Origin of the sequence: Bacillus sp. NPDC094077, assembly GCF_050279465.1 — a bacterium.
GTDB lineage: Bacteria > Bacillota > Bacilli > Bacillales > Bacillaceae_G > Bacillus_A.
The window spans coordinates 1-23,588 of sequence record NZ_JBNNUF010000011.1 but is presented as its reverse complement, the minus strand read 5'-3'; the positions used below and the strand labels follow the sequence as shown (position 1 = coordinate 23,588).

The window sequence follows — 23,588 nt, the reverse complement described above, 5'->3', positions numbered from 1 at the left end:
TAGGAAATTAGTACAAAATGCTTTCCTTTCTTAAACAACAAAAAAACATGCTTTCATTATGAGAGCATGTTTTGTGATATTCTTCACATTGTTTAGTTAAAAAATAAACGTTTACTTACCATGATGTAACATTAAATCACTAAGTTCTTCTTCAATGTGATTTAATTTCGCAACGCCTTCTTTCCATTTATGAATATAACGTGAAACCCCAACGAAAAATAAAACAAAAATTGTAGAAAGAATAATACCATATACGATTGCTACAGTACTCATAGTTACACTTCCTTGTAATTAGTTATATTTTTATTATAAACCTTTTTCTTTTAAAATGCTTTAATTTCAACTTTTTGTAACAAAATTGATTTTTCTAATAATAAATAAAAACATAGCTAAAGGCTCTCATTGATAATCCTTTTACTTTACACCGACAGAAACAGTTTCTGGTAATGTGCTACCATCTAATTTTCCCATTTCATAACCCCCTTATAATAAATAGAAAGCCTTTACATTTTTATCATACCAAATATCCCCTTATATTTTTTAAACATCTCCATTTGTTAAAAAACGTTCAAAAAAAGGAAATTTTTTCACAAAATATACAAAATTTCACCATATGTACTATTACCATATAAGTTATATTATTAAATAGAATAAAGTGAAACTTTAATCAGTGGGGGTTTTGTCCATCCCACACTGATTATTAGCCCACACCAATGGTGCTTTTACGGACAGTTAATCTCCCACCTTGCTTCCTCGCCTGTGCCAGGTTTTAAGGTGGGAGTCTTATTGACCGTTAATGCGGGATAAAGGGGATGATATACTATGACGACTTGGTTTATTGTAATGTTAGTTGTATTTGGCGCATTTAAAATTATTGTTTCTAGCCTTCCGAACTCTGCTATTGAATCCATTATTAGCCGATTTGAAACACATCCACAACTTGAAGAAGAAAATGTTACTGTTACAATCAATGGAAATAGCTTAGAAGGTGAACAGAAATCTCAAATTATTCATGATTTTAATGAAGGGCTATTTTTAGATCGTTACTATGCGCCACCACAAAATGAAGGAACTCCATTAATTATCAATGCAAAACGTGGCAAAAAAGATTTTACATTTTATATTTATAGTCATGAAGAGCATGTCGATGTTGTAAAACAACATAAGAAGAAAGTGGTCGCTTATAGTTTGCGCTCTAAAAACCTTCAAAACAATGATATGTTCGTGTCAGCTGATTTAGCTTAAAAGGCTGTCGTTATACACGACAGCCTTTTAAACTACAACTCTATTTATTTTTCTTTGCCTCGATTTTTGCTTGTGCCTCTTCAGCCTTATCTAATGCTTCTGAAACTTTTTTCTCTTTTTCTTTCACTTCATCTATACTATCGACAGCTTTAATAATTTTATCGATTCCTTCTTCTTCTATCCTTCTATGCTTTGCCACCCTTTCATTTACTTTCTCTTCCACATCTTTTGCTTTTTGAAGCATATTCTCTGCATTTAATTGCACAGCTTTTTCAAGTGCATCGTCTTTTTTCTTTTGTAACACTTCATTCGCGATGTCTTTCGCTTCTAAATACTTACCGTCTTTTAATGCTGTTGCTCCGTGATCCATTATCTCGGCAACTTCTTTATATGATTTCGCTTCATTTCCTGATTTCTCTTTTTCTGCTTTTTCAAACCACATTGTTGCATCACTATATTTTTCATCTTTCAATGATTGCATACCTGTTTCAATATACGTGTCATAATTACTACATCCAGTCATTACGACTAACAGAAAAAGCACAACAAAACTTAATTTTTTCATGATGTTTTCTCCTTTTCTTTGCCTGCTCACTTTACTGTAACATACATGAAAAAGAGTTTCAAAAACTAAAATACTAATTTGGTCATTTTTATAATGATAAGTCAAATTTTTATTATTTTCAAGCCGACACATCCACTTGTTTTTTCGACATATGTTGCTTTACTCCAACTAATACAACTAACAATAAACCTCCGCCTAATGTCATCATAACAATGCTAGTTGGCAACATATCTAATAATAATCCATATACAATCATACCGAGCGGCGCGATTGCAGTGGCAATTGTTTCAAGTAGGCCGAATACACGCCCTAAATAGCTTGGATCTGTCGTCTTTTGCATATGTACTTGCATCGGTATATTTACTATCATCATTGAAATACCCGTTAAAAGCATAAACACGATATAGTAAATGAAGCTTGCTACTTTCGGAATGGTAACTAACAATGGGAAAACTGTACATAAACTCAAACCCGCAAATAAAAACAGCCCAGTATAAATAGAACGAAACAGATTATTCACTTCTTTACGTACTGATAAAACGATCGCACCAATTAGCATTCCAACTGCTAACATTCCCTCTACAGTACCGAGTTGCTTTGAAGATAAATGCAATGTTTGAACGATAATATATGGAAGTGCAACGGTTAGCCCACACGCAAAAAAGTTTACCCACAGTGCTATTTTCATTAAACCATATATTTCATGCTGTCGTTTTACATATGAAAAGCCTTCTTTTATACTCATCAAGAAATGCTCTTTACTCTCAGCCACTTCTTTTTTATATAAATCAAATACGATAAATAATTGCACAATAACTGCTAAAAAGAACGTAATGCTATTTAACAAAAAGAACGACTTAATTGAAAAGAAACCAAATACAACTCCGCCAATAATCGGCGCTAAAATATTTGATAAAGAAGCTGCCGTTTGATTTAAAGCACTCGCTTTTTGAATACGTCCGTCATCAACTAAATTAGGAATAGATGAAGTAAACGCAACAGAATAAAAACTTGCGCAAATTGATAATAATGCTGCTGATACATAAATAAAAAGAAGTGATGGTCCAAACATTATTGTAAGAATAAACATAATAAGCATCGTTAAGCTACTTAATAAATCAGTGCCAATGACAAGCCATTTTCGATTAACGCGGTCAGCTACAGCACCTGCAATTGGTCCACAGATCATCCTTGGAAGTGATCCGCAAATAAGAGTAGTTGCAAACCCCATCCCTGATCCTGTTGTCTTTAATACGTATAACCCCATTGCGAACGTATAAATACCTGCTCCTAGCAAAGACGTCATTTTCCCAATCATCATCAAAATGATATTTCTTGTTGCAATCTTCATTCTTGAATCATTTTTCCCTATACTTACATCTCCCATTATGACACTCTCCCATTAAAAGTTAAATTGTGTTAAACTTATTATATAATCAACTTTCCAATTTTTACAACAAAAAGTTAAATTATATTTAACTTTTTAACTATAAAGGAGCAATCATATGACTACTCTTGGCGAAAAAATTAAAGCGTTACGAAAAGAAAAAAAGCTTACGCAAACAGAACTAGTAGGTTCAGAACTGACAAAAAGTATGTTAAGTCAAATTGAAAATGGAAAAGCTACACCTTCCATGAAAACCTTACAATATATCGCTGAAAAACTTGGATGTGAAACGAGTTTTTTATTAGAAGAAGATAATGTAGAAATTGTAGAACTCATTCAACAAATGGAGCAACTAATAAAGGCGAATAAATGTGATAAAGTATACGAGACTTTACTACCTATCGTTCAAAAAGAGTTACCTCCTACTTTAAATACCGCACGTTTGTATAAACAATTTGTAACCGCTGCGGCTATAATGAAAGATTACGCTATCGAATCGTATGTTGAAAAGGCTACCTCTATTTTTGAAAAATATACTTTATATAGAGACAGTACGGAAACAAAATTAAAATTATCTTTTACGATATTCACACGTAAAAAGTATGCTGAATGTTTACAACTTATTGCTAGTATCCGAAATGACTATGAAGTGAGACATTTAGAAATGGATCTCATTATACATATTGAGTTATGTTTATATGAAGCGATTATTTTACTAGCATGTGGCGATTATGAAAAATGTGAAAAAGTCAGTTTAGAGGCACTTGCATTTTCAAAACAACATCAAGTGTATTATAAAACAGATGAATTTTACCGTATTTTATCTTACCAAAAAGTCACTACAGCTGATAAAGAACAGTATTTGCATTACATCAAGAAATCTGAGCAATTTGCCATTTTTACAGAAGATATTTTATCTACTGCGATTATTGATATTTTAAAAGCTTACTACTACAATACAATTACTAATGAATATACAATCGCATTAGAACATCTAGAACAATTTCGAGAAAAACTAAAAGATGAGCCAATTTTTCAAAACGATGGATTGTATTATCTTGAAAAAGGAAAAGCTTTGTACGGCTTAAAACGTTACGAAGAAGCTTTAAAAACATTGCAACGTGCTATCATGCCGGATTATATGAATCATCCACTTGATCAAGCATGGCTTACAACGGCAGGTGCATATCGTGCTCTTTGTTACGTAAAACTTAATGATGAAAAAAAAGCTCTTGAAGAAGTAACGAAAGCACATGAAATCATACAGTCCTATCCTGATTCTGTTTTCTCATCATTTATTAAAGAAACATTACAAATAATACAAAAACTTTAAGAATGTCTCGAAATGGTATATTATTCCTCATTTTTAGCAAAGATAATAATGATGGGAGGAATATAAATGAATATTCAACGTGCAAAAGAGCTTTCTGTGTCATCGGAACAAGCTAATGTCAGTTTTCAAGGCATGCCTGTTATGATTCAACACGTCGACGAAAGCAACGAAACCGCCCGCATATATGAAGTAAAAAATCCAGAACGCGAATTAACGGTTCCAGTTAATAGCTTAGAGGAAATATAAGAAATGCCACTTCAATTTTTTGAAGTGGCATTTTTCTTCCTTTTGATTACTTCGTATAAATTTCTTCTTTCCTCTGTTTTACAACACCTGAAAAAAATAAAAATTTTCTACTTCTTTTCTTTTTGTGACCTGCTAAAATACAAACTATGAATGAATTATTAGCATTATACATTAAGGGGGAAAGATAATGAAATCTGATTTAGAAAAAAACAAGCCTTATTATGCAGTTATATTTACTTCTAATCTATCAAATCATACAGCAAACTATAGAGAAGTTGCCGAAAAAATGGAGGAACTTGCAAAGCAGCAACCTGGATTTCTAGGCGTAGAAAGCTCACGTGATTCATCTGGCTTAGGAATTACAATCTCTTATTGGGAATCACTTGACGCAATTGAAAATTGGAAGAAGAATGCCTTACATAAAGAAGCGAAAAAAAGAGGCCGTGAACAATGGTATGAAAACTTTCATCTCCGAATCTGCCTTGTAGAGAAAGAATATAAGTTTCAAAGAAAGAATTCGTGATAATGAAGAAAAAATTAGCTCTCGTTGTTGTACATGAAATATATGGTGTAAATGATCATATGCATCATGTTATAAACCACTTTACTTCATCCCATATAGATGTATTCTGTCCTAACCTCCTACAATCGCAACACGCATTTCATTATAGTGATGAAGAAAAAGCATATCAACATTTTGTGAATCATATTGGATTTGATGATGGAAAAGACCAAATTGAAGAGTTCGTCAATAATCTTTCGAGTAATTATACACATATTGGACTTATCGGCTTTAGCGTTGGAGCTACCATCTCATGGCTATGTAGTAACAATCAAAAACTAGATTTTATCATTGGCTGTTACGGTTCTCGTATACGCGACTATGTTCACATGGAACCTACATGTGCTACATTACTTATTTTCCCTGAAAAAGAATCTAGTTTTTCAGTATCTTCCTTCATGCAAACATTACAGCAACAAAACAATCCTTTATTAGAAATAAAACAACTACATGGTGAACATGGATTTCTAAATCCATACTCTGAAAAATATAACGAACAATCTACAAAGCAAGTATACAATCTAATAGATTCATTTCTTATGAAAACAATATTGTAAAGGAAGGTTAAATGTCACTTACATTACTCTTACTCATATTTATAATCATTCCTTTTATTTCGGCGTTAACTCTTATTTTTATAACGATTAAGAAAGGGAGATTTTTAAAACGTCCCTACTTACACTCTTTCATCTTATGCGCTTTATTTTTTGCGAATTGGATACTATATGTAACAAATTTTTATTCATTATTACCTGACAAATTGAATCAATTCATCTTCTTACCCATTTGGTTTTTCCTTTGTATTTTAGGATTCATCGTTTTCATACGTGAATGGAGAAATAATCGTGTGCTCTCGATATCCATCGGTTTTCTTTCATTTATTAGTTTTCTATTGGGGTTATTGTTGTTAGTCCTTTCGGGAATGTAACTATTGTAAAGAGGATAAAAACCTCTTTACAACAGTTTTTTTCGTTCCATGGCTAAAGGAATTATTAAATATAAAGCATAAGCAATAACCATCCAAATGGTAAATGATATGATTTGCTGTGAGGATAATTGTGAGAATATACTAGAATGGTTATATAAAATGTAAGAATCTAAAATTAAACCAATTGCTGTACCACTTATACCTAACTTAATAACTGCATATTTCGAGGAATCTAATTTTTGATATAACCACATTACAAAGTATAATGCGGCAGCTGTTCCTAACTCAAGAAAAGCTATTTGTAGAAAAAATTTATTTGATGTGTACTCTACTAAAACTGAAGAACCGAAGAAAATGAAAAAAACTGCAGCAGCAAACCAAACACTTACAGAAAATAAGATAGTTAGCCATAAATTCTTATTCACTTACATTCCCCTCTCTTTGTGATGCTATAAACTTTTCCAAGAGCATGTACAAATCACTGTATACTTTATCGGTAGAAAAAGATGGATTGAATAAAGCTTGCAATGCCAATCCGTCAATTAATGCATTACATAAAATGCTCCACGTTTCAGTTGAAATTTGAGATGTAATTGCACCTCCTACTTTTTTATCTAAAACTCCTTTTAATTCTTGATTTTCATAATGTAACAGTTCACCAATTCTATCTTTCATCGTATCATTTTGTAGTCCACTAGCTACTAATTGAAAAAACAAATGATGATACATTGAATCTTTCACGCATCTACTTTTGGCAGATTGTAAAGCCTTTTCTAACTGTATTCCTTTTCCTATTTGTTCCCATGACGCTTCACAAAACGATTCAGTCACTTCAAGTAATAATTGATCCTTCGTTTTAAAATGATAATATACGGTTCCTTGTGTAACTTGTGCATTCTCTGCGACTGCTTTTAGCGTTAATTTTCCCATCCCATGCTCTGTAATAATTTCTTTTGCTGCTTCTAGCAACTTTTGCTTGTTAACAACATTCGGTTTTGCCACTTATATCACCCCCTTTTAAGTTAGTTGACTAACTAACTTAAATTATACAGAAAAATCAGATAAACCAAAAGAAAGAAAAGCCCAAAATCAACTTTTCTTCCTTTTATTTTTACTCTTAGATTTCACTGTCACTAATTCACAAGGTGTGTAATAAATTTGAGGTGTCGCCTTATCAACAAACATCATAAACGTAATGAAGCCGATAATAAAGAAAATAAATAACGTTAACAAAATTGCGCCTATCGTTAAAAGTATCATAACACCACCCCTATATATTTCATGTTATTACACCTTTCGCTATTATATGAGCGTAATCCTTTTTAGAAAAAGAAACGTAACAAAATAATCACAATCACTCCTGTTAATACTGTTCCTAATAAACTACGAGTATATATCGCAACAAGAAATGTTGGAATTGCTGCGATAAGGTAATCCCACTGCATCGTCTCGTGCATAAATAATACTTGTGCTAAAAGTGCTGCTAATATCGCAATTGGTATGTAATTTAACCATTTTAAACCCCAGTCTGGAATTTGTAGTTTGCTAAATACGAGTAGAGGTAATATACGTGGTACGAGTGTGACAGCTCCTGCTGCTAGTAAAAGTAATAATACGTCTAATCTCATTTCCATTTTTCAATCACCACTCCAATCGTCGCAGCTAAAAGTGTTGCGATAATAACTGCTATACTATCTGGCATAAATAAATGTGAAACATATGCAATAAGAATTGCTACAATTGCAACACTAAGATGAATTGCTAATTTCGGTTTGCTACTTATTAACTGAAGAACAAATAACCCGATAAACATTGCTGGCAATGCATAATCCATCCCGTACGTATGAGGATCTGGTATCCACTCACCAAATAGCCCGCCAATAATTGTAGCAATAATCCAATTTAAATAGGCAGTTACATTTAGCCCAATCATCCATTTTTCGCCTAAATATCCTTTTTGCGCTGCATGCTGCACTGCAACGCCAAAAGTTTCATCTGTAATTTGCGAACCGATGATCAAGTTTTTAAATAGAGGAATTTTCGTAAAATACGGCGCAAGCGCAGCACTCATTAGAAGGTGGCGTAAATTAACAAAAAATACGGTAAAAATGATTGCTGAAGCAGGCGCACCAGCTGCATACATACCAGCTAATATGAATTGGGCAGAACCTGCATAAATTAAAGTGGACATAAACGCAATTTCAATGATGGAGAAACCTGCTGTTTTCGCAATAACACCAGCTGCTATACCGATGCTTAAATATCCTAATACTGTCGGCAAACAATCTTTTACTCCTTGCTGAAATGTATCATCGCCCTGCAACGTTACATGTGCCTGAGCTTTACTCATCTATATCATCCTCCATTCCTTCCATAGTACGTTTTCCTGTAACAACGTGCACTAAATCTATATTCTCTCTCCACAACGTATCCAACTTATCCGCACCAAACTCTTTCGTAATTTCTTCCATCATAATATCGTGTCGTACATACTCTGTAGCAACGAGAACTAAAGCTGGATCGTACGTTGTAACGGCCCATGAAGTGCTATCATTTGAGAAGTTAGCAATTAATACTTCTTCTCCATCACGTGCGATAACAGTTAAATGACCACCCATTCGCTTTTCAACAACGTGAGGCATCATATAATTATGGTGGAATGTCGCTCCTATTTTCGTTTCCGGGGCGCCAAATAAGATTGAAAATATATGTACCCCTTCCTCTTCTTTTCTATGAATGAACGACTCAATCTCATGCACTTGATCTTCCCATACAGAAACCCATAACTCTTCCTTTGTTCTACTAATTATATTGCATATTTCTTTCAAAACACGATCATTTGAGCGAATATGCGAAATTACATCAATTTGTCGCTCCTGTTCTAAACAATTTAATTTCTGGTCTAAAAATTCAAAGGATTTTTCAAAGTCTTTACGCATTCGATTCATTAGTTCAGTCGCTGGTACTGGTACATATTTCACGGGTTCAGAAGGAACAATATGCACCGCTCCTTTATCCATCAACTTACCAAGCACTTCATAAATCATCGAACGAGGTACGCCTGTTTGTTTACTCACTTCATATCCTGTTGCCGGGAAATGCTTTAATAAACCTATATACGCTTTACATTCATACTGAGAAAACCCTAACTTTTGTAATTCCTTTATAATTTCATCCATCGGTAACTCCTCACAATCTAAATAGCTCTCATTTTAAAGCGATGCATTTTATATTAGTAGTTATTACTATACCTACTAATATAAAAAAGAAGCCCCTTGAAGTCAATTGATAATTCTGAAATTTAAAACTAATAAAGGACCCCCATTAAAGGGAGTCCTTTATCTCAATATTTCATTCGCTTCTTTTTCATAAATTTTATCAAATGAAGTCATAACACGTTGAGATGCTTGAATCATTTTTTGACTCGTCATAAGATCTGCCATCTCCTTCGTCATATCCACATTTGAATTTTCTAGCATATGATTCCTTACCGCCCCTGTTCCATTCGGTAAATCAGCAATATTTCCTTCTGCAAGTGTAAAGCTTTTATTTTCACGCTGCACAAGACGAGCGTTCGTTTCTGCATCTACTGTTTTTGTTTGCAAACGGGCAATATTATTTTGTGTCACTTCATCATATAATGTACCATCTGCTTGTACAGCGATCTTTGCTCCTTCTGGAATACGAATACGTTCATTATTCTCTCCCATTACGAATGCACCTGAAGATGTTTGTAAATAACGATCACTATTTACTGTAAAACTACCATCTCTCGTTAAAAACGTTTCATCATTTTTAGATGTAACGAAAAATGATGATGTGCCAGCTGCGCCGTCATCTATAAAGAAATCTGTAGGACTATTTGTAATTTGTACATTTCCTTGCGCTAAGTTCACATGCGTCGCGGCGGGTACTACAGCGTAATCGACCTTACCGATATTTGTCACAGCCCCATCTCCGCGGCGATATGTGTCTTGTACATCAAATACTTTAGAAGTCATATTTTCTGCTTTAAATCCTGTCGTTTGGGCATTCGCAACGTTATTCGAATGAACATTAATACGCTGCATATAATTCATCATTCCCATAGAACCTATATAAAGACCGTTCATACTCGTTTGAATAAGGCAAGCGCCTTATTCTTCACCTCTTTTCTTACGATGTTTGTAACATTTGTTTCGCTAAATGTTCAGCTGTAGCGATATGTATATGTTGCTTTACGTCTTGTCCATCTGTCATTAATACAATGGGAGCTGATGATACTGCTGGAATTTTCAACAATTCACCACTACTTGCTGTCTCATCAAATTTCGTAAACACGATACCATCTATATGAATATCTTTAAAGTTCGTAATAATTTCAATCATATCTTTACTTTTCATAGAAGCTGATAACGTTAAACAAATATAATCTGGTTCTACTTGTCCCATCGTTTCAATCATTTCTTCTACTGTATCTGACGTACGATAATTTTTTCCGGCTGTATCAATTAAAATATAATCGACGCGTGCTTCTTCCTTAAAATAAGTAAGCGCTCTTGTCATTGCAGCTTCATCACGTACAGCAATTACTTCAGATCCAATTGTCTTTACGTAATCTTGCAGTTGTTGTACTGTCCCAATGCGAGAGTGATCTGTCGTAATAAAACCAACCGTTTTTTTCTTACCGTGAAACTGCCACGCCATTTTCGCAAGTGTCGTCGTTTTCCCAACGCCAGTTGGACCGATTAATGCAATTGTTTGCACTTCTTTTTCAAAGACGTTTTCCGTATTGAAATGAGATCTCATATCTTCCAGTATGTATCCGATGACTTCCTCTTCTGTAATCATCGTTGCGTTCTCAAACTTCACTTTTAACTTTTCAGCATATGCATGAATGAAATATTGTTCCACATCGTTTTGTTCTAACAACCGAATCACTTTTTGAATAATAAACGGTACAGATTGTTGCTTTTCTTTTTTTACAACTACTTCTTCTTTCTTAACCGGAACGACTTGTTTCACAATCTGTTGCGTTTTCGTTACTTTCGCCTCTTCCGTCTGTTTCACTACGACAATGCCTTTTTCAAACAGTTTTAATAGTTTCTCTTTTTTCCTTGCCCATTCTTCACTATTCCCTGTTTGCATCGCCGCATACGGCATAGTAGTCGTTACGTTTTCTAAATTGTGTAGTACTGATTGAATTCCATTCGCCTTCACAATTTGTTCTGAAGGATCATTCACAACATCCATTAACTGTTCATGAAATTGAGCTGTGCCTTCATTCACTTCTTCCTGTTTATCCTCTGGAAAAGCAACTAACATTTCATAATCCTTTTTCCAAAAAAACGGGATATTTCGTTTTACACTCTCATCGACAACGTAATAATAATCTGTACCATATTGGTCAAATAACTTTCGATACAATTCATTTTTCGAAGCTGCTTTTATTCGCATTAACGCTTCTTTCTTTTCTGTACTTTCCATTACTTCACCCCCTACTATTCAATATAGGCAATTTGATCTACAACAATTTCTGGTGCTAATTCGCTAATACAAAGCACTTGTGCTTCTATTTGATAACGCTCAAGAAGTCTTACAATTGCAAACCTGAAGTCTTTTCTGCGCGTTAATAACACTGGTTCTCTTCCCATTAAACGTGCTTGTTTAAAGACGCGCTGTACTTGCTCAACGACACGTGTTTCTAAATCTAAATCCCAGTTTAATAAATAACCTTGATAAGAATTGTTCACAACATCCGCATCTAACTCGATTGAATCAGAGAAGAGCGCCGCATAAATTTTCCCGTCAGGATTTTTCGCATGTTCACAAATCACTTTTGAAATACATTCACGGACAAATGCCGTTACACCATCCACATGATTTTGATAAACTTCTTTGCCGTCAATAATACCTTCAATAATCGTTGGTAAATCACGGATTGAAATACCTTCTTTTAGAAGTTGTTTAATAACGTTTTGAACGAGTGATAAATCAATTTCTTTCTTCTTAATCTCTTCTAATAGAACGCCATTATCATTTTCAAGAGAATTGATTAAGTCTTTCACATGTTGACGCTGAATTAACTCATGAAGATTACGTCTAACGACAACATCTAAATGTGTAATTAATATGCTAAGTGGTTCTAACACTTGATAGCCTTTCATTTGTGCATCTTGCACCATATGCTCTAAAATCCAATAACCGTCTTCGCCGAAGATTGGATCTTTCGCTGGTTCTGCATCTAAATCAGCCATTACGTTCGGTGTTTTCAGCGCTAATAAATAACCTGATTTTAAAACACCTTCAGCCGCCTTTGCACCTTTAATACGAATAATATAACGCCCACGTGGTCTAAAACTCGTATTATCTTTAAAGTTAATACCAGGAACGTTAATACCAAGGTCGGTAATAATCGACTTCCTCATCAGAACAACTTTATCACGAGCTGTTTCCCCATTAATTTTTTGTTTTACAAGAGCCGCTAAATCTAATCCAAGCTCTACAATAATTGGATATTTATCTGTAAAGACTCCAAATGAATCTTCCACTTGTTGTAATTGCTCATCCTCGCCTTGAATCATTTCTAATTCTTTTTGAAGCTCGTCTTCTTTCTCTTTCTTTATTCGTTTTTTATTACGAATTCCTAAGAAGATAATTGTTCCTCCAACGAGAGCAAACGGTAGAAATGGTAGCGGAGTAAATAAACCCATTGCGATAAATAAACCACCGAGCGCATATACAACGACTTCATGCGCTAATAACTCTTTAAAGATCCCTTCAGTTACTGTATCCGGTGATCCGTCAAATACGCGCGTTACGATAATACCAGTTGAAATCGCAAGCATTAATGAACCGATTTGGTTTACAATTCCGTCACCGACAGTTAACTGCGTATAATGAAGAGCTGCTTGCCCAAAAGTCATACCTTGCTGCATCATTCCGACAATTAAACCGAAAATGATGTTTACGAATAAAATGACAATCCCGAAAATAACGTCCCCTTTAATGAACTTCCCGGCACCATCCATCGCTCCGTAAAACTCTGTTTCCATATTTAACTTTTTTCGTTTTGCCTGTGCATCTTTTTCTGTAATAATACGCTGGTTTAAATCAGCATCGATAGACATTTGTTTCCCTGGTAAAGAATCAAGTGTAAAACGAGCTGCAACTTCAGCTGTACGAGATGCACCGTTTGCAACGATAAACTGGAAAATAATTAATACTGTAAAAATAACGATACCAATTAATAAGTTCCCGCCAATTACGAACTGACCGAACTCTTCAATAACATGACCGGCATTTCCGTTTGTTAAAATTGCCCGCGTCGTCGAAACGTTAATCGATACGCGGAAAATCCCGATTAATAACAACATCGTCGGAAAGGACTTTAATTCATCCCACTCGTTAATACTTGTCGCTCGCATATAAATAAGTACTGACATACTTAATAGAAAAACGATAATGATATCAAGTATAAATGGCGGAAGTGGAATTAAGAGCGCCACAACGAATGACGCTGCTAAAAAGATAGAAAAATAGGTTCTTGCAGAATCTATCTTAAACAAAGAGATCTCCTCCAAACGCGCTATTATACTTCAAGTTCTTTCGTTTGAATTAAATAGCGCATAACTTCAATTACAGCTACGTATAAATCTTCTGGAATCGTCTCATCTTCCTCGACTTGATAATATAAAGAACGAGCAAGTGGACGGTTTTCCACCATTGGTATTTCTTGTTCACGGGCAAGCGTTCGTATATATAATGCGAGCTCATCTTCCCCTTTTGCAACGACAATTGGTGCTGCATCAACGTGTTTATTGTATCGAAGTACGACCGAAATATGAGTCGGGTTATTTACAATAAACGTTGCACCATCCATCTTTTTTGCAATTGTCCCTTGCAAGATGGCATGCATAAAGTTTTTTCGTTTCCCTTTTACTTGTGGGTCCCCTTCATTATCTTTATGCTCCTGTTTTACTTCTTCTTTTTTCATCTTAATATCTTGCTCGTACTCCCATTTTTGATAAATGAAATCAATAATAGAAAGAACGATTAAAATAATTAAAATAGCTAAAAAGATAAATTTAATTTGCCTTATAATTTCAGTAAGTGACGCAGTCCAATTAAACCCAATCATACTCACGATTTTCTCTAAATTCTTTTTAAAGAGAACGTAAGCAACGTAACCGATCAATCCCATATAAAATAGTGATTTCAAAATATCTACTAAACTTTTACGACTAAACAATCTCGTAAAATAGTTTTTCGGATTAATACGTGATGCTTTCGGCTTAATGACTTTAGAAGAAAATAAGAAACCGACTTGAATCATATAATTGAATAAATGAAAAGCGTATACGAGTATTAATATCGGAGCCGATACTTTTAATAGCAAAATCCCCATTAAATAAAAATACTCGGTCGAATCTGTATTTTTTCCGATTTGATCAAACAGCACCGCTACGGAATTGGCAATCTCATAACCGAGCCAATCTCCGAAAAAGTAAACGACAACTGCTAATACGAGAATGGAAAATAAATTATTTAAATCTTTACTCCGGGCAATATTCCCTTCTTCACGCGATTTTTTACGCTTCTGTGGGGTGGCCTTTTCTGTTTTATTATCCTTTGCCATGCGCGTCCCCCTACTTCGTTAAGAAAAAGTTAAATAGTTTCGTATATTCCTCAAGTAATACGTCCGTCAAATTTTTAAACACATAGCCGAGCATCGGTACACTCATCGCAATAAACAAAATACCACACGTAATTTTAATTACGTACGCATTCATAAAAACGTTTAACTGCGGAGCATTTTTTGCGATTAAAATAAGGACGAAATTAATAATGAATAAGCTTCCCATAAGCGGCAGAGCGATTTCAACCGCTGATGTAATTGCAAATAATAACGTTGCGAGTAAACTATCTAAAAAACTAGTCGTCAGCAATTTTGAAATCGCCTCTGTATATTGAAACGACTTTAAAATCGTGGCAACGAAATAATTAATGCCGCCAAGTGAAATAAAAATAATGAGAAAGAACATATCAAATAATGTTGATAGTAAAGTAGACTGTGATCCTGCGTTCACATCAAACAAACTTGCCTGTGATAAACCGATATCAAAGTCTAAAATATGCCCAGCCATTTTCGGAATGTTCCACAGCATTTCTACAATCTTTGAAAGGGATAACCCAATTACAATTTGCGTTGCTGCATAAGCTGCGACGTCCCAAACTGTCTTTATATGAGAGACATCAACTTGATCGGCAACTGTAATCGAAAGACCAAGCCCAAATGTAACCTTTGCCATTGCTGGAATCGATCGCCCTGAGAAAAACGGTAGAAAATATAAAAATGAAGTAATGCGGCAAAACGCAAAAAACGTTGCCGCCCATAATTCCATATTCATTTCAGTTCACCTATCTTAGTACGAACGCAATAGCGATGGAATTTTATCAAATAAATCTAAAATAAGCGTCGTTAACTCTTGAAACATCCACGGACCTAAAATGATAATAACGAGCACGATACTCGCCATTTTCGGTAAAAATGTTAGCGTTTGTTCTTGAATTTGCATCATCGCCATAATAACAGCGATGATAATAACGACAATCATACTTACACCGGCAACCGGCATTAAAATCATAACTCCTTTATAAAAAAAGGTTTGAAAAATATCTATAATTGGTGACGTATTCATTTATATGACTCCTATCACATAGCATCAAACGCTTCAGGCGACCGTTTTAAACATAATGTCGACGATTTTTGTATATCCACCTAAATATACGAAAACGAGTATTTTAAACGGTAAACTTAAAATCATCGGCGGTACCATCATCATCCCAAGGTACATTAAAAGTGTACTAATAATTAAATCAATAAAAACAAACGCTAAATAAATGAACATCCCCGTTAATAATCCTTTTTGAATTTGCGTTAACGTAAAGGATGGTACGAGCGTAAATAGAGAAAGATCTTTCAAATCTTTCGGCAACTCTTCTCCGCGCACTTTCAGCATCATTTTTAAATCATGCTTATACGTATGCTTCGACATATACTCTTTCATAATAGGCGCTGTCGTCTCCGCAGCTTGACTTACTGTTATTTTCTCTTTCGTCATTGGATCCCACACATCGCTCTTTAACTGCCCAAGTACAGGCTGCATCGTAAAGAGTGATAAAAATAATGCAAGTCCAACAAGCACTTGGTTCGGTGGTAAATTCATTACCCCAAGTCCCTGACGTGTAATCCCAAGAACGATCATAAAATAAGTAAAATGTGTAAATAATAGAACGATAGAAGAAGATAATGATAAAAGGGTAACGAGCGCAAATAACTGTACACTTGAATTACTCGTAAACTCTTTTCCATTTTCGAAATTAATAAAACCGTTCGGGGCCGCATACGCTGGATTTACAAAAACAATTAAAAAAACGATAGAAAATACGAAAATAACGGCTAATAATGATAACTGTTTCTTTATTCTCATGATGGATCCTCTACTTTTTTGGTTTCACTCTTCACCGCGTCTTCTAGCGCTTGTTGAAACTGATTTCCTGTTCCTGTTAACTGCACAGACTGTACACCGTTATTACTAATAACAGTGAATACTTGCTTTCCGTCCACTTCAAACAAAAAGGCGCTCGTTTGATGATTTAAAAAAACACCGTCCTTCACTTGAATATGGCCATTTTCACCTTGCTTAAAAAACTGCTGTTTGCGCGTCTTTTTCGTCATATAATATGCACCGTAGCCGAGCGCACCAAACAGTAAAACGACTTGAAATAAGGTCGTCATATACGACATATGACTCCTCCTCTACTCTTTATCTTGCATTTGACTTTGCGCCTTCATAAGCGCAGCTTGCTTCTTGTCAGCTTCAATTTCAGAAATAATAATGCCGAACTTCTCGTCCATTACGATTGCTTCACCGATGCCGACTTTCATATTACTTAAATATACATCTACTTTATGCCCTAAATTTTTCTCTACTTCAAGAACATCGCCAACTTTTAATTGCTTCACGTCACCGAGCGTAATAGATGACTTTCCAAGCTTTACGCCAAGTTCAATCGAAATATCTGAAACAGTATCAATATGTGCTTTACCTGCCTCATTTCGCTTTCCTGCAAATTCTTCTAATCCCATTAATGACACAGGGGATACTTCATGCTTCATATGGATCCTCCTACTCTACAAAACTTTTAAATAGGAGCGCCTTACGCGTTCCATCTTTCCCAATAAAACAATTAAATTTATGCTTTCCATCTACATAACCAAGTAATTCATCTGAAACTTTCGTATGAAGCGGAATAATATCGCCTTCTTCAATTTGTTCAATCTCACCCATTGTCATCTTCTGCTCACCAATCGCAACGTGAACAGGTTTGTACACTTGATTTACTTTCACTTCCACTTCAGACGTATACTTTTTACGTTTATCTGAAGAATGTTCGACAATATTTTCAGATGTTAACTTATCCATAATTTCTTCAACAGATAAGAACGGAATTCCGATACGCACCGTCGTATTCCAAAAATCTGTTTTCATATTTACGTTAAGTAATGAAATAATATCGCTCGCCGTCGTAATCTTTAATGCATTCGGATCTGTCTCCGTCGTTACAAACTTCGGTTCAATCGCAACAACGCTTTCAAATGATTGCTCTAAATTTTTACAAAGAAGCAAGAATATATTATCAAGCGTTAAAAACTCAAATGCTGTTAGCGGTCTGCGCATCGTAAAGTTACGCTTACTATCTCCGCCAAGCCAGCATTCATGAATATATATAACAAATGCTAAATCAATCTCAATAACAATTTCTCCAAGCTCTGGCAAGCCGAGATCAATAACGCAATATAAATAATAATCTTTCGGCATTTTCTCCACATACTCACTCGTAAACGGAACTTGCTCAACAGTCGAAGGCTCTAGCTCAATCGGAATACGCATACGTGCTGACAACGTCTGTGACGTCTGTTTTCCAAACGTAGAAGCAATCGCTTGCAAACTACGTAAATGCTCAACACCGAACTTCTCTGGTCTATTAAAATCATACTCTTGAAATTTTTCTTGCTTCCCTGCTTCTTGTGCGAAAGCTGGCATTTCCTCGCCTTCATTTACCGCCTTCAGCAGGGCATCAATTTGCTCTTGGCTCAATTTTTCGCCACTCATGACAATCCCCTTCCCTACCTTTTCAATTCAACGATTTCAACGTACATCTTTCCATTCTTCGTCAAAATCTTTCCGGTTCCAATCTCTTCATTCTCAAGCATAAGACGCACCGTATTTTTCGTTGAATTTTCAAGACGATACAATGTACCTTTCGTAATATGAAGCAAATCTTCAATTTTCTTTTTCGTATTTCCGATTTCAAAATAAATTGTTAACGGAATATCATCTTGTAATTTCAAATCTAGCCAACTCCCATATCATGTTCACGAAAATTTCATGTTCTCTCTATATATGAAATTTCTTATTTTGAAACGTCGATATTTAATATTTTTTTAATATATCCTTGCGTTTCTTTAAATGGCGGTACGCCTCCGTACTTTCTCACATTACCAGGACCAGCATTATAAGAAGCAAGCGCCAATACTAAGTCGCCGTTATTTTTCTTTAAATAACCGCTTAACTCTTTCACGCCGCCTTCAATACTCTCAGCTGGTGAAAATGGATTTTTTATCCCCATCTCTTTCACATTCGCTGGCATAAGCTGCATAAGTCCCATCGCCCCTGCATGCGACACCGTTTTCGGATTAAAATCAGATTCTACTTCAATCATTTTTTGAATTAACGTTTTCGGAATTCCGTATGTACGACTTACGCGATCAATAATATCCTCATACTTACCTTCATTTGAAGAACGTATTTTTTGAATATTATACTTCTTCGTTAATCCCCACGTATCAGCAGCCTCATTTTTCGTTTCTGGGAAACGTCGTTCAAACTCTTTTTGCGCGACTTGCACTTCATCTACTTTCTTCGTTTCGGCCTTTTCTTCAGGCTTTCTCGCTTCCTCTATTTTATTAATAGTTTCTGCTGGTTTGTTAATAACCGCTTCTATTTTCGTAGATTGCACCGGCTGACTCATATCCTCTACTTTTGCCGGCTGCGTAGTTACTTTCGTCTCCTTCGCAGGCTCACTCTGTAACTTCTCTTGAAAACGACTACTAACGAACGCCTGTGGACTACTTAGCTTTTGCTGAATCTGTCCTTTCTTATATGCAAGCACTTCTTTTACTATATTTCCAACTATCATAATATCACCTTTTCGGTAAACAAAGATATTCTAATATTAGAGTTTTTTTTTAAAGTTTGCAATAATCCTTTTAAATAATATTGTAATAAAAAAATGAATATATTGTTAAACTGTTATTTTTTTATATTTATTAATTCAAATTTTTAGTTGACACCCGTTGTAGCAAGGCTTACAATAAATCTCGAAATTGATTTTTTCGCATATACCGTTTTTCAATTTGCAGAAAAGTCAATATAAAAAAATGGGGGTTCTTAATTATGAGAATTAATACAAACATTAACAGCATGCGTACACAAGAGTACATGCGCCAAAACCAAGACAAAATGAATACAGCTATGAATCGTTTATCAAGCGGTAAATCAATCAACAGTGCAGCTGACGATGCAGCAGGTCTAGCAATCGCTACTCGTATGCGTGCAAAAGAGGGCGGCTTAAATGTTGGTGCTCGTAACACACAAGACGGTATGTCTATGCTTCGTACTGCTGATGCAGCATTAAACTCAATTTCAAACATCTTACTTCGTATGCGTGATCTTGCAACCCAATCTGCAAACGGTACAAACAAAGATAAAGACCAAGCTTCTTTAGATTTAGAATACCAAGCATTAGCTGAAGAAATTGACCATATTTCCGGCACAACAAACTTTAACGGAAATAAAATTTTAAGCACTGACGGTACAGATGTTGATCTTCAACTTTCTGACGTATCTGGTGATAAACTTACAGTTACTGCTATTGATGCATCAGCGGCTACACTTCTTACTGCCGTTGGAGATTTAACAACTCCAGATAATGCTAAAGCTGCAATGGAGGCTGTAGATGCTGCTATCCAAACAGTTGCTGATCATAGAGCAACTTTCGGTTCTCAATTAAACCGTTTAGACCATAACTTAACAAACGTTACTAACCAAGCAACAAACATGGCTGCTTCAGCTTCTCAAATCGAAGACGCTGACATGGCGAAAGAAATGTCTGAAATGACTAAGTTCAAAATCTTGAACGAAGCTGGTATCAGCATGCTTTCTCAAGCAAACCAAACTCCACAAATGGTTTCTAAATTATTACAATAATCCATTTGAGTTAGTTTTATGAATAAACCTCTCTGCTTGCGGAGGGGTTTATTTTTTCTATATAAATAAATTATTTGTAAAGCCCTTCTTTTTTTAGGTGGAAGAGAGCCTCCACGATGTGTAGAAGCGGTCAGTGCCTCTCTCTATTCCCTCTCATGTTAAAACACAAATAAAAGATAAGCATAAATCCCTTTTTCTTTTCATAACTGTTTATTGGCTTTAAGACCATATATGAATCTATAAGGAGTGTCTATTATGCGTATTGGTACGAATGTTTCAAGTATGAATGCTAGACAGTCGTTGTATGAGAATGAGAAACGTATGAATGGTGCGTTGGAGCATTTGGCGACTGGTAAGAAGTTAAATCATGCTTCTGATAATCCAACTAATGTTGCGATTGTGACTCATATGCATGCGAGAGCGAGTGGTATGCGTGTGGCGATTCGTAATAACGAGGATGCGATATCAATGCTTCGTACAGCGGAAGCTTCTCTTCAAACTGTGACGAATATTTTGCAGCGTATGCGTGATTTAGCTATTCAATCTGCGAACGGTACAAATTCAAACAAAAACCGTGATGCACTGAATAAAGAGTTTCAATCTTTAACAGAGCAAATTGGCTATATTGGCGAGACGACTGAGCTTAACGATTTATCTGTATTCGACGGTAAAAACCGTCCTGTTACATTAGACGATATCGGTCATACAGTAAATATAACGAAACATATTCCCCCTTCCCCTACACAACATGACATCAAGATTTCAACAGAACAAGAAGCAAAAGCGGCGATTCGTAAAATTGAAGAGGCTTTGCAAAGTGTAGCACTTCATCGTGCCGACCTCGGTGCTATGATGAATCGTTTACAGTTTAATATTGAAGATTTAAATAGCCAAAGTATGGCGGTAACAGATGCTGCATCTCGAATTGAGGATGCGGATATGGTGCAAGAGATGAGTGATTTTTTGAAGTTTAAATTGTTAACTGAAGTTGCACTTAGTATGGTTTCGCAGGCTAATCAAATTCCGCAAAGAGTTTCTAAGTTACTACAATCATAAGAATTCATCTTCCTTCTTTAAAACGATTCCACACAAAACAAAAGGGAAATACATATAAACTATGTATCTCCCTTTTATTTTGTACCCAAATTTTATTACTGTGTTACAGTCATAACTTGTCCACTACGATCAACCATAATTTTCATTTTACCGTCTTGTGCGTTATATAAGCCTAACTTATGCAAATCTTGTTTACATTCTTTTACGAAGAAAGGCAAAGTGCGAATTTGATCGATATCAGAGCTCGTAATGAAATGAATTAAATGATGCGTCATTTCTTTTATATCATGAACAAGTTCTTCCTTTTCTCGCTTTAGTCTTTCATTTTCAGCTCGTAATACATGTAGTTCACTTTCAAGACCACGTACGTTCTTTTCATTTTTTGAACGCCCAGCAGCCATGCTTGAAAGCTTATAAATACCTTCCATAAACTGATGTAGTTCATCTTCTTTTCTTTCACTACACTGACTAATTGTTTCAAAGTTATCAACGATACCAGATATAACTGTTACAAGACTTTTTTCATTCTCTGTACTTTGAACTTCTTTTCTTAATTCTTGCTTGTTTTCTTTTTTTATTTCAACGATTGGTTCTTTTACAGGTGTATATTTTCGCTTTCGTCCTGGTTTTTGTTTTTCAATATTTTCAAACGGCATCTCTTGTTTTTTTAATTTATAATACGTATTTTGTAATTGACTTTCTGTTTTCGGAAAAAGATTCAATTCATTTTTACTAACATATTTTGAAATATTTGCGATATTTAAACCATGACGTTGACAAAATCGATACACTTCATATAATAGTTCTAATTCGGATTTCAGCCATGTAATTGCTGATTTTTCATATGCTCGCATACCGCCACTTTTTTCTATATCTATTTGAAATAATACCATTCTATTATATAAATCAACAAGCTCCTCATACCCTATTCGGAATTGTTTCTCTATTTTTTTGAATTCCGTATCTAATTTCATATCGTTCATTTTATCATTTGACATTTTTTGCAAAACACTTAATGCATTGATTGCTGTATGATGATACATAATATGTGTCACTCCCCCTCATCCTTTCACAATTCTCATTTGACTCCCATGTCTTTTAAGAAAATAGAAATTTTGACACATCCATATTATAACATTTCAAAATTATCCGTCAAATAATTAACATACAAAAAGGTATAAAAAGTATAAAATAGGATTTGGCTATTTCATTTATAGTATTCAAAATTCAAATGTCTTCATTTTTAAAAATAGCGTTTTTATTTCTATTTATATTACTTAACCAAAAACAAGAGCGCCAAGAGATCTACATCCTCCTGGCGCTCTCTATTGAATTACTAATTTTTAATACTCTATCCTTTTATTCACCTATAAAATCTTTTGCTACACGTACACTTTCTTCTTTATTCACGTTTGTTACTGTAATGTATACTTTTCCTGCTTTCTCACCTAATTGAGGAATTTTAACATTTACTGCCGTTTTTTGTGCAGCAACGGTTGCTGATTTCAGCTCTTTGCCTTCTTTTGCCGCGTCATATACTTTGACTACATCTCCTGCTTTTAAGCCTGTCACTCGAACAATATCATCTTCACCAGAATCATTATTTAATACAACAATATTATTTGCATTTGGAGCGGCTGTAATTTCTGCATCAAATGCTTTCACTGTACGCGTACTTTCTAACTCACCTTTACTTTGTACACTTACGTATACATTTCCTTTTGTTTTTGCGTCTTTTGCGATTTGATCAATTTCTATTTTTGCTTCTACCGCTTTTTCTGCCACTGTTGCTGTTCCCAATTCTTTTCCTTTTGTTGCTGCGTCGTATACTTTGACTACGTCGCCTGCTTTCACTCCTGTCACTGTCACTACATCTTTCACACCTGCTTTATTATTCGCTACTGTGATTGTTCCTGCCACTGGTGCTTTTGTTACTGTTTCAGATGCATAT

Annotated in this window: 30 protein-coding genes and 1 pseudogene; 8 read left to right on the top strand and 23 right to left on the bottom strand. The window is 35.0% G+C overall.

Annotated features, from left to right (window positions below):
* Positions 1-111: 111 nt before the first annotated feature.
* Positions 112-273 carry a hypothetical protein gene (locus tag ACQKNR_RS22045; protein WP_002171285.1) on the bottom strand — a complete coding sequence of 54 codons (162 nt, stop codon included), beginning with the start codon at positions 271-273 and terminating at the stop codon, positions 112-114.
* A 549-nt stretch (positions 274-822) separates the two neighbouring features.
* Here ACQKNR_RS22045 and ACQKNR_RS22040 point away from each other — a divergent pair.
* Positions 823-1,245: a YfmQ family protein gene (locus tag ACQKNR_RS22040; protein WP_427320587.1), complete on the top strand. Its 423-nt coding sequence runs from the start codon at positions 823-825 to the stop codon at positions 1,243-1,245.
* 40 nt (positions 1,246-1,285) lie between these two features.
* Here ACQKNR_RS22040 and ACQKNR_RS22035 read toward each other — a convergent pair whose 3' ends face one another.
* On the bottom strand, positions 1,286-1,810 hold the full coding sequence (locus ACQKNR_RS22035; protein WP_427320585.1) for a hypothetical protein: 525 nt from the start codon (positions 1,808-1,810) through the stop codon (positions 1,286-1,288).
* 118 nt (positions 1,811-1,928) lie between these two features.
* Positions 1,929-3,197 (bottom strand): MFS transporter, encoded by a 1,269-nt coding sequence (locus ACQKNR_RS22030; protein ID WP_427320583.1) that lies wholly within the window; start codon positions 3,195-3,197, stop codon positions 1,929-1,931.
* Positions 3,198-3,315: 118 nt separating this feature from the next.
* Here ACQKNR_RS22030 and ACQKNR_RS22025 point away from each other — a divergent pair, with 118 nt between their 5' ends.
* The 5 genes from ACQKNR_RS22025 (at position 3,316) to ACQKNR_RS22005 (ending at position 6,266) form a co-directional block, all read left to right on the top strand.
* Complete coding sequence (locus ACQKNR_RS22025; protein ID WP_427320581.1) at positions 3,316-4,530, top strand: helix-turn-helix domain-containing protein; 1,215 nt, start codon at positions 3,316-3,318, stop codon at positions 4,528-4,530.
* Positions 4,531-4,596: 66 nt separating this feature from the next.
* On the top strand, positions 4,597-4,776 hold the full coding sequence (locus ACQKNR_RS22020; RefSeq protein WP_193411228.1) for an H-type small acid-soluble spore protein: 180 nt from the start codon (positions 4,597-4,599) through the stop codon (positions 4,774-4,776).
* Between the two features lie 187 nt (positions 4,777-4,963).
* A complete protein-coding gene (locus tag ACQKNR_RS22015) occupies positions 4,964-5,299 on the top strand; it encodes an antibiotic biosynthesis monooxygenase family protein (RefSeq protein ID WP_427320579.1) in 336 nt (111 codons plus the stop codon).
* 2 nt (positions 5,300-5,301) lie between these two features.
* The gene (locus ACQKNR_RS22010; RefSeq protein WP_427320577.1) at positions 5,302-5,895 is read left to right on the top strand and encodes a dienelactone hydrolase family protein; all 594 of its coding nucleotides are present in this window, start codon (positions 5,302-5,304) and stop codon (positions 5,893-5,895) included.
* A gap of 11 nt (positions 5,896-5,906) precedes the next feature.
* Entirely contained in the window at positions 5,907-6,266 is a 360-nt protein-coding gene (locus ACQKNR_RS22005) for a hypothetical protein (protein WP_427320575.1), read from the top strand.
* A 26-nt stretch (positions 6,267-6,292) separates the two neighbouring features.
* Here ACQKNR_RS22005 and ACQKNR_RS22000 read toward each other — a convergent pair whose 3' ends face one another.
* The 18 genes from ACQKNR_RS22000 to ACQKNR_RS21915 all read right to left on the bottom strand — a co-directional run bounded on the left by ACQKNR_RS22000 (position 6,293) and on the right by ACQKNR_RS21915 (position 19,511).
* Positions 6,293-6,691, bottom strand: a complete 399-nt coding sequence (locus ACQKNR_RS22000; protein ID WP_427320573.1) for a DUF5367 family protein — start codon at positions 6,689-6,691, stop codon at positions 6,293-6,295.
* Positions 6,684-7,268 carry a TetR/AcrR family transcriptional regulator gene (locus tag ACQKNR_RS21995; RefSeq protein ID WP_427320571.1) on the bottom strand — a complete coding sequence of 195 codons (585 nt, stop codon included), beginning with the start codon at positions 7,266-7,268 and terminating at the stop codon, positions 6,684-6,686. The genes ACQKNR_RS22000 and ACQKNR_RS21995 overlap by 8 nt, the downstream gene beginning before the upstream one ends.
* An 87-nt stretch (positions 7,269-7,355) precedes the next feature.
* The gene (locus ACQKNR_RS21990) at positions 7,356-7,526 is read right to left on the bottom strand and encodes a DUF3951 domain-containing protein (protein ID WP_427320569.1); all 171 of its coding nucleotides are present in this window, start codon (positions 7,524-7,526) and stop codon (positions 7,356-7,358) included.
* Positions 7,527-7,588: 62 nt separating this feature from the next.
* Positions 7,589-7,900 (bottom strand): AzlD domain-containing protein, encoded by a 312-nt coding sequence (locus tag ACQKNR_RS21985; protein WP_000425942.1) that lies wholly within the window; start codon positions 7,898-7,900, stop codon positions 7,589-7,591.
* The gene (locus ACQKNR_RS21980; protein ID WP_427320567.1) at positions 7,891-8,616 is read right to left on the bottom strand and encodes an AzlC family ABC transporter permease; all 726 of its coding nucleotides are present in this window, start codon (positions 8,614-8,616) and stop codon (positions 7,891-7,893) included. The genes ACQKNR_RS21985 and ACQKNR_RS21980 overlap by 10 nt, the downstream gene beginning before the upstream one ends.
* Entirely contained in the window at positions 8,609-9,445 is an 837-nt protein-coding gene (locus ACQKNR_RS21975; protein ID WP_427320565.1) for a TrmB family transcriptional regulator, read from the bottom strand. The genes ACQKNR_RS21980 and ACQKNR_RS21975 overlap by 8 nt, the downstream gene beginning before the upstream one ends.
* Positions 9,446-9,604: 159 nt before the next feature.
* Positions 9,605-10,378, bottom strand: coding sequence for a flagellar basal-body rod protein FlgG (locus ACQKNR_RS21970; RefSeq protein ID WP_427320563.1), 774 nt, complete (start codon positions 10,376-10,378; stop codon positions 9,605-9,607).
* A 43-nt stretch (positions 10,379-10,421) separates the two neighbouring features.
* A complete protein-coding gene (gene flhF, locus ACQKNR_RS21965; RefSeq protein ID WP_427320561.1) occupies positions 10,422-11,732 on the bottom strand; it encodes a flagellar biosynthesis protein FlhF in 1,311 nt (436 codons plus the stop codon).
* Positions 11,733-11,746: 14 nt separating this feature from the next.
* A complete protein-coding gene (flhA, locus tag ACQKNR_RS21960; protein WP_427320559.1) occupies positions 11,747-13,813 on the bottom strand; it encodes a flagellar biosynthesis protein FlhA in 2,067 nt (688 codons plus the stop codon).
* Positions 13,814-13,836: 23 nt separating this feature from the next.
* On the bottom strand, positions 13,837-14,883 hold the full coding sequence (flhB, locus tag ACQKNR_RS21955) for a flagellar type III secretion system protein FlhB (protein ID WP_427320557.1): 1,047 nt from the start codon (positions 14,881-14,883) through the stop codon (positions 13,837-13,839).
* 10 nt (positions 14,884-14,893) lie between these two features.
* Positions 14,894-15,655, bottom strand: coding sequence for a flagellar biosynthetic protein FliR (locus tag ACQKNR_RS21950; RefSeq protein ID WP_427320555.1), 762 nt, complete (start codon positions 15,653-15,655; stop codon positions 14,894-14,896).
* Positions 15,656-15,670: 15 nt separating this feature from the next.
* On the bottom strand, positions 15,671-15,946 hold the full coding sequence (locus ACQKNR_RS21945) for a flagellar biosynthetic protein FliQ (protein ID WP_001098085.1): 276 nt from the start codon (positions 15,944-15,946) through the stop codon (positions 15,671-15,673).
* Positions 15,947-15,979: 33 nt separating this feature from the next.
* Positions 15,980-16,738 carry a flagellar type III secretion system pore protein FliP gene (locus ACQKNR_RS21940; RefSeq protein WP_427320553.1) on the bottom strand — a complete coding sequence of 253 codons (759 nt, stop codon included), beginning with the start codon at positions 16,736-16,738 and terminating at the stop codon, positions 15,980-15,982.
* Positions 16,735-17,055, bottom strand: a complete 321-nt coding sequence (locus tag ACQKNR_RS21935; RefSeq protein ID WP_000121171.1) for a hypothetical protein — start codon at positions 17,053-17,055, stop codon at positions 16,735-16,737. The genes ACQKNR_RS21940 and ACQKNR_RS21935 overlap by 4 nt, the downstream gene beginning before the upstream one ends.
* Positions 17,056-17,067: 12 nt before the next feature.
* Positions 17,068-17,427 (bottom strand): flagellar motor switch protein FliN, encoded by a 360-nt coding sequence (gene fliN, locus ACQKNR_RS21930; protein ID WP_151035372.1) that lies wholly within the window; start codon positions 17,425-17,427, stop codon positions 17,068-17,070.
* A gap of 10 nt (positions 17,428-17,437) precedes the next feature.
* Positions 17,438-18,424: a flagellar motor switch protein FliM gene (gene fliM / locus ACQKNR_RS21925; protein WP_427320551.1), complete on the bottom strand. Its 987-nt coding sequence runs from the start codon at positions 18,422-18,424 to the stop codon at positions 17,438-17,440.
* A 14-nt stretch (positions 18,425-18,438) separates the two neighbouring features.
* A complete protein-coding gene (locus ACQKNR_RS21920; RefSeq protein WP_000775712.1) occupies positions 18,439-18,663 on the bottom strand; it encodes a flagellar motor switch protein FliN in 225 nt (74 codons plus the stop codon).
* 62 nt (positions 18,664-18,725) lie between these two features.
* Complete coding sequence (locus ACQKNR_RS21915) at positions 18,726-19,511, bottom strand: lytic transglycosylase domain-containing protein (RefSeq protein ID WP_427320549.1); 786 nt, start codon at positions 19,509-19,511, stop codon at positions 18,726-18,728.
* Between the two features lie 257 nt (positions 19,512-19,768).
* On the opposite strand from ACQKNR_RS21915, the gene ACQKNR_RS21910 reads away from it, so the two are divergent.
* Both ACQKNR_RS21910 and ACQKNR_RS21905 read left to right on the top strand, forming a co-directional pair.
* Positions 19,769-20,581, top strand: coding sequence for a flagellin (locus tag ACQKNR_RS21910; protein ID WP_147787972.1), 813 nt, complete (start codon positions 19,769-19,771; stop codon positions 20,579-20,581).
* Positions 20,582-20,836: 255 nt separating this feature from the next.
* A complete protein-coding gene (locus tag ACQKNR_RS21905; protein WP_427320547.1) occupies positions 20,837-21,637 on the top strand; it encodes a flagellin in 801 nt (266 codons plus the stop codon).
* 95 nt (positions 21,638-21,732) lie between these two features.
* Here ACQKNR_RS21905 and ACQKNR_RS21900 read toward each other — a convergent pair whose 3' ends face one another.
* Positions 21,733-22,680 carry a DNA-binding domain-containing protein gene (locus ACQKNR_RS21900; protein ID WP_427320847.1) on the bottom strand — a complete coding sequence of 316 codons (948 nt, stop codon included), beginning with the start codon at positions 22,678-22,680 and terminating at the stop codon, positions 21,733-21,735.
* Between the two features lie 316 nt (positions 22,681-22,996).
* Positions 22,997-23,588, bottom strand: a pseudogene (locus ACQKNR_RS21895) (hypothetical protein); the annotation flags it as partial.

Bases quoted from the DNA above. Each gene is read 5' to 3' on its own strand.
- ACQKNR_RS22045 (WP_002171285.1), bottom strand. From the start codon at position 273: ATGAGTACTGTAGCAATCGTATATGGTATTATTCTTTCTACAATTTTT.
- ACQKNR_RS22040 (WP_427320587.1), top strand. From the start codon at position 823: ATGACGACTTGGTTTATTGTAATGTTAGTTGTATTTGGCGCATTTAAA.
- ACQKNR_RS22035 (WP_427320585.1), bottom strand. From the start codon at position 1,810: ATGAAAAAATTAAGTTTTGTTGTGCTTTTTCTGTTAGTCGTAATGACT.
- ACQKNR_RS22030 (WP_427320583.1), bottom strand. From the start codon at position 3,197: ATGGGAGATGTAAGTATAGGGAAAAATGATTCAAGAATGAAGATTGCA.
- ACQKNR_RS22025 (WP_427320581.1), top strand. From the start codon at position 3,316: ATGACTACTCTTGGCGAAAAAATTAAAGCGTTACGAAAAGAAAAAAAG.
- ACQKNR_RS22020 (WP_193411228.1), top strand. From the start codon at position 4,597: ATGAATATTCAACGTGCAAAAGAGCTTTCTGTGTCATCGGAACAAGCT.
- ACQKNR_RS22015 (WP_427320579.1), top strand. From the start codon at position 4,964: ATGAAATCTGATTTAGAAAAAAACAAGCCTTATTATGCAGTTATATTT.
- ACQKNR_RS22010 (WP_427320577.1), top strand. From the start codon at position 5,302: ATGAAGAAAAAATTAGCTCTCGTTGTTGTACATGAAATATATGGTGTA.
- ACQKNR_RS22005 (WP_427320575.1), top strand. From the start codon at position 5,907: ATGTCACTTACATTACTCTTACTCATATTTATAATCATTCCTTTTATT.
- ACQKNR_RS21990 (WP_427320569.1), bottom strand. From the start codon at position 7,526: ATGATACTTTTAACGATAGGCGCAATTTTGTTAACGTTATTTATTTTC.
- ACQKNR_RS21985 (WP_000425942.1), bottom strand. From the start codon at position 7,900: ATGGAAATGAGATTAGACGTATTATTACTTTTACTAGCAGCAGGAGCT.
- ACQKNR_RS21980 (WP_427320567.1), bottom strand. From the start codon at position 8,616: ATGAGTAAAGCTCAGGCACATGTAACGTTGCAGGGCGATGATACATTT.
- ACQKNR_RS21975 (WP_427320565.1), bottom strand. From the start codon at position 9,445: ATGGATGAAATTATAAAGGAATTACAAAAGTTAGGGTTTTCTCAGTAT.
- ACQKNR_RS21970 (WP_427320563.1), bottom strand. From the start codon at position 10,378: ATGAACGGTCTTTATATAGGTTCTATGGGAATGATGAATTATATGCAG.
- flhF (WP_427320561.1), bottom strand. From the start codon at position 11,732: ATGGAAAGTACAGAAAAGAAAGAAGCGTTAATGCGAATAAAAGCAGCT.
- flhB (WP_427320557.1), bottom strand. From the start codon at position 14,883: ATGGCAAAGGATAATAAAACAGAAAAGGCCACCCCACAGAAGCGTAAA.
- ACQKNR_RS21950 (WP_427320555.1), bottom strand. From the start codon at position 15,655: ATGAATATGGAATTATGGGCGGCAACGTTTTTTGCGTTTTGCCGCATT.
- ACQKNR_RS21945 (WP_001098085.1), bottom strand. From the start codon at position 15,946: ATGAATACGTCACCAATTATAGATATTTTTCAAACCTTTTTTTATAAA.
- ACQKNR_RS21940 (WP_427320553.1), bottom strand. From the start codon at position 16,738: ATGAGAATAAAGAAACAGTTATCATTATTAGCCGTTATTTTCGTATTT.
- ACQKNR_RS21935 (WP_000121171.1), bottom strand. From the start codon at position 17,055: ATGTCGTATATGACGACCTTATTTCAAGTCGTTTTACTGTTTGGTGCG.
- fliN (WP_151035372.1), bottom strand. From the start codon at position 17,427: ATGAAGCATGAAGTATCCCCTGTGTCATTAATGGGATTAGAAGAATTT.
- fliM (WP_427320551.1), bottom strand. From the start codon at position 18,424: ATGAGTGGCGAAAAATTGAGCCAAGAGCAAATTGATGCCCTGCTGAAG.
- ACQKNR_RS21915 (WP_427320549.1), bottom strand. From the start codon at position 19,511: ATGATAGTTGGAAATATAGTAAAAGAAGTGCTTGCATATAAGAAAGGA.
- ACQKNR_RS21910 (WP_147787972.1), top strand. From the start codon at position 19,769: ATGAGAATTAATACAAACATTAACAGCATGCGTACACAAGAGTACATG.
- ACQKNR_RS21905 (WP_427320547.1), top strand. From the start codon at position 20,837: ATGCGTATTGGTACGAATGTTTCAAGTATGAATGCTAGACAGTCGTTG.
- ACQKNR_RS21900 (WP_427320847.1), bottom strand. From the start codon at position 22,680: ATGTATCATCATACAGCAATCAATGCATTAAGTGTTTTGCAAAAAATG.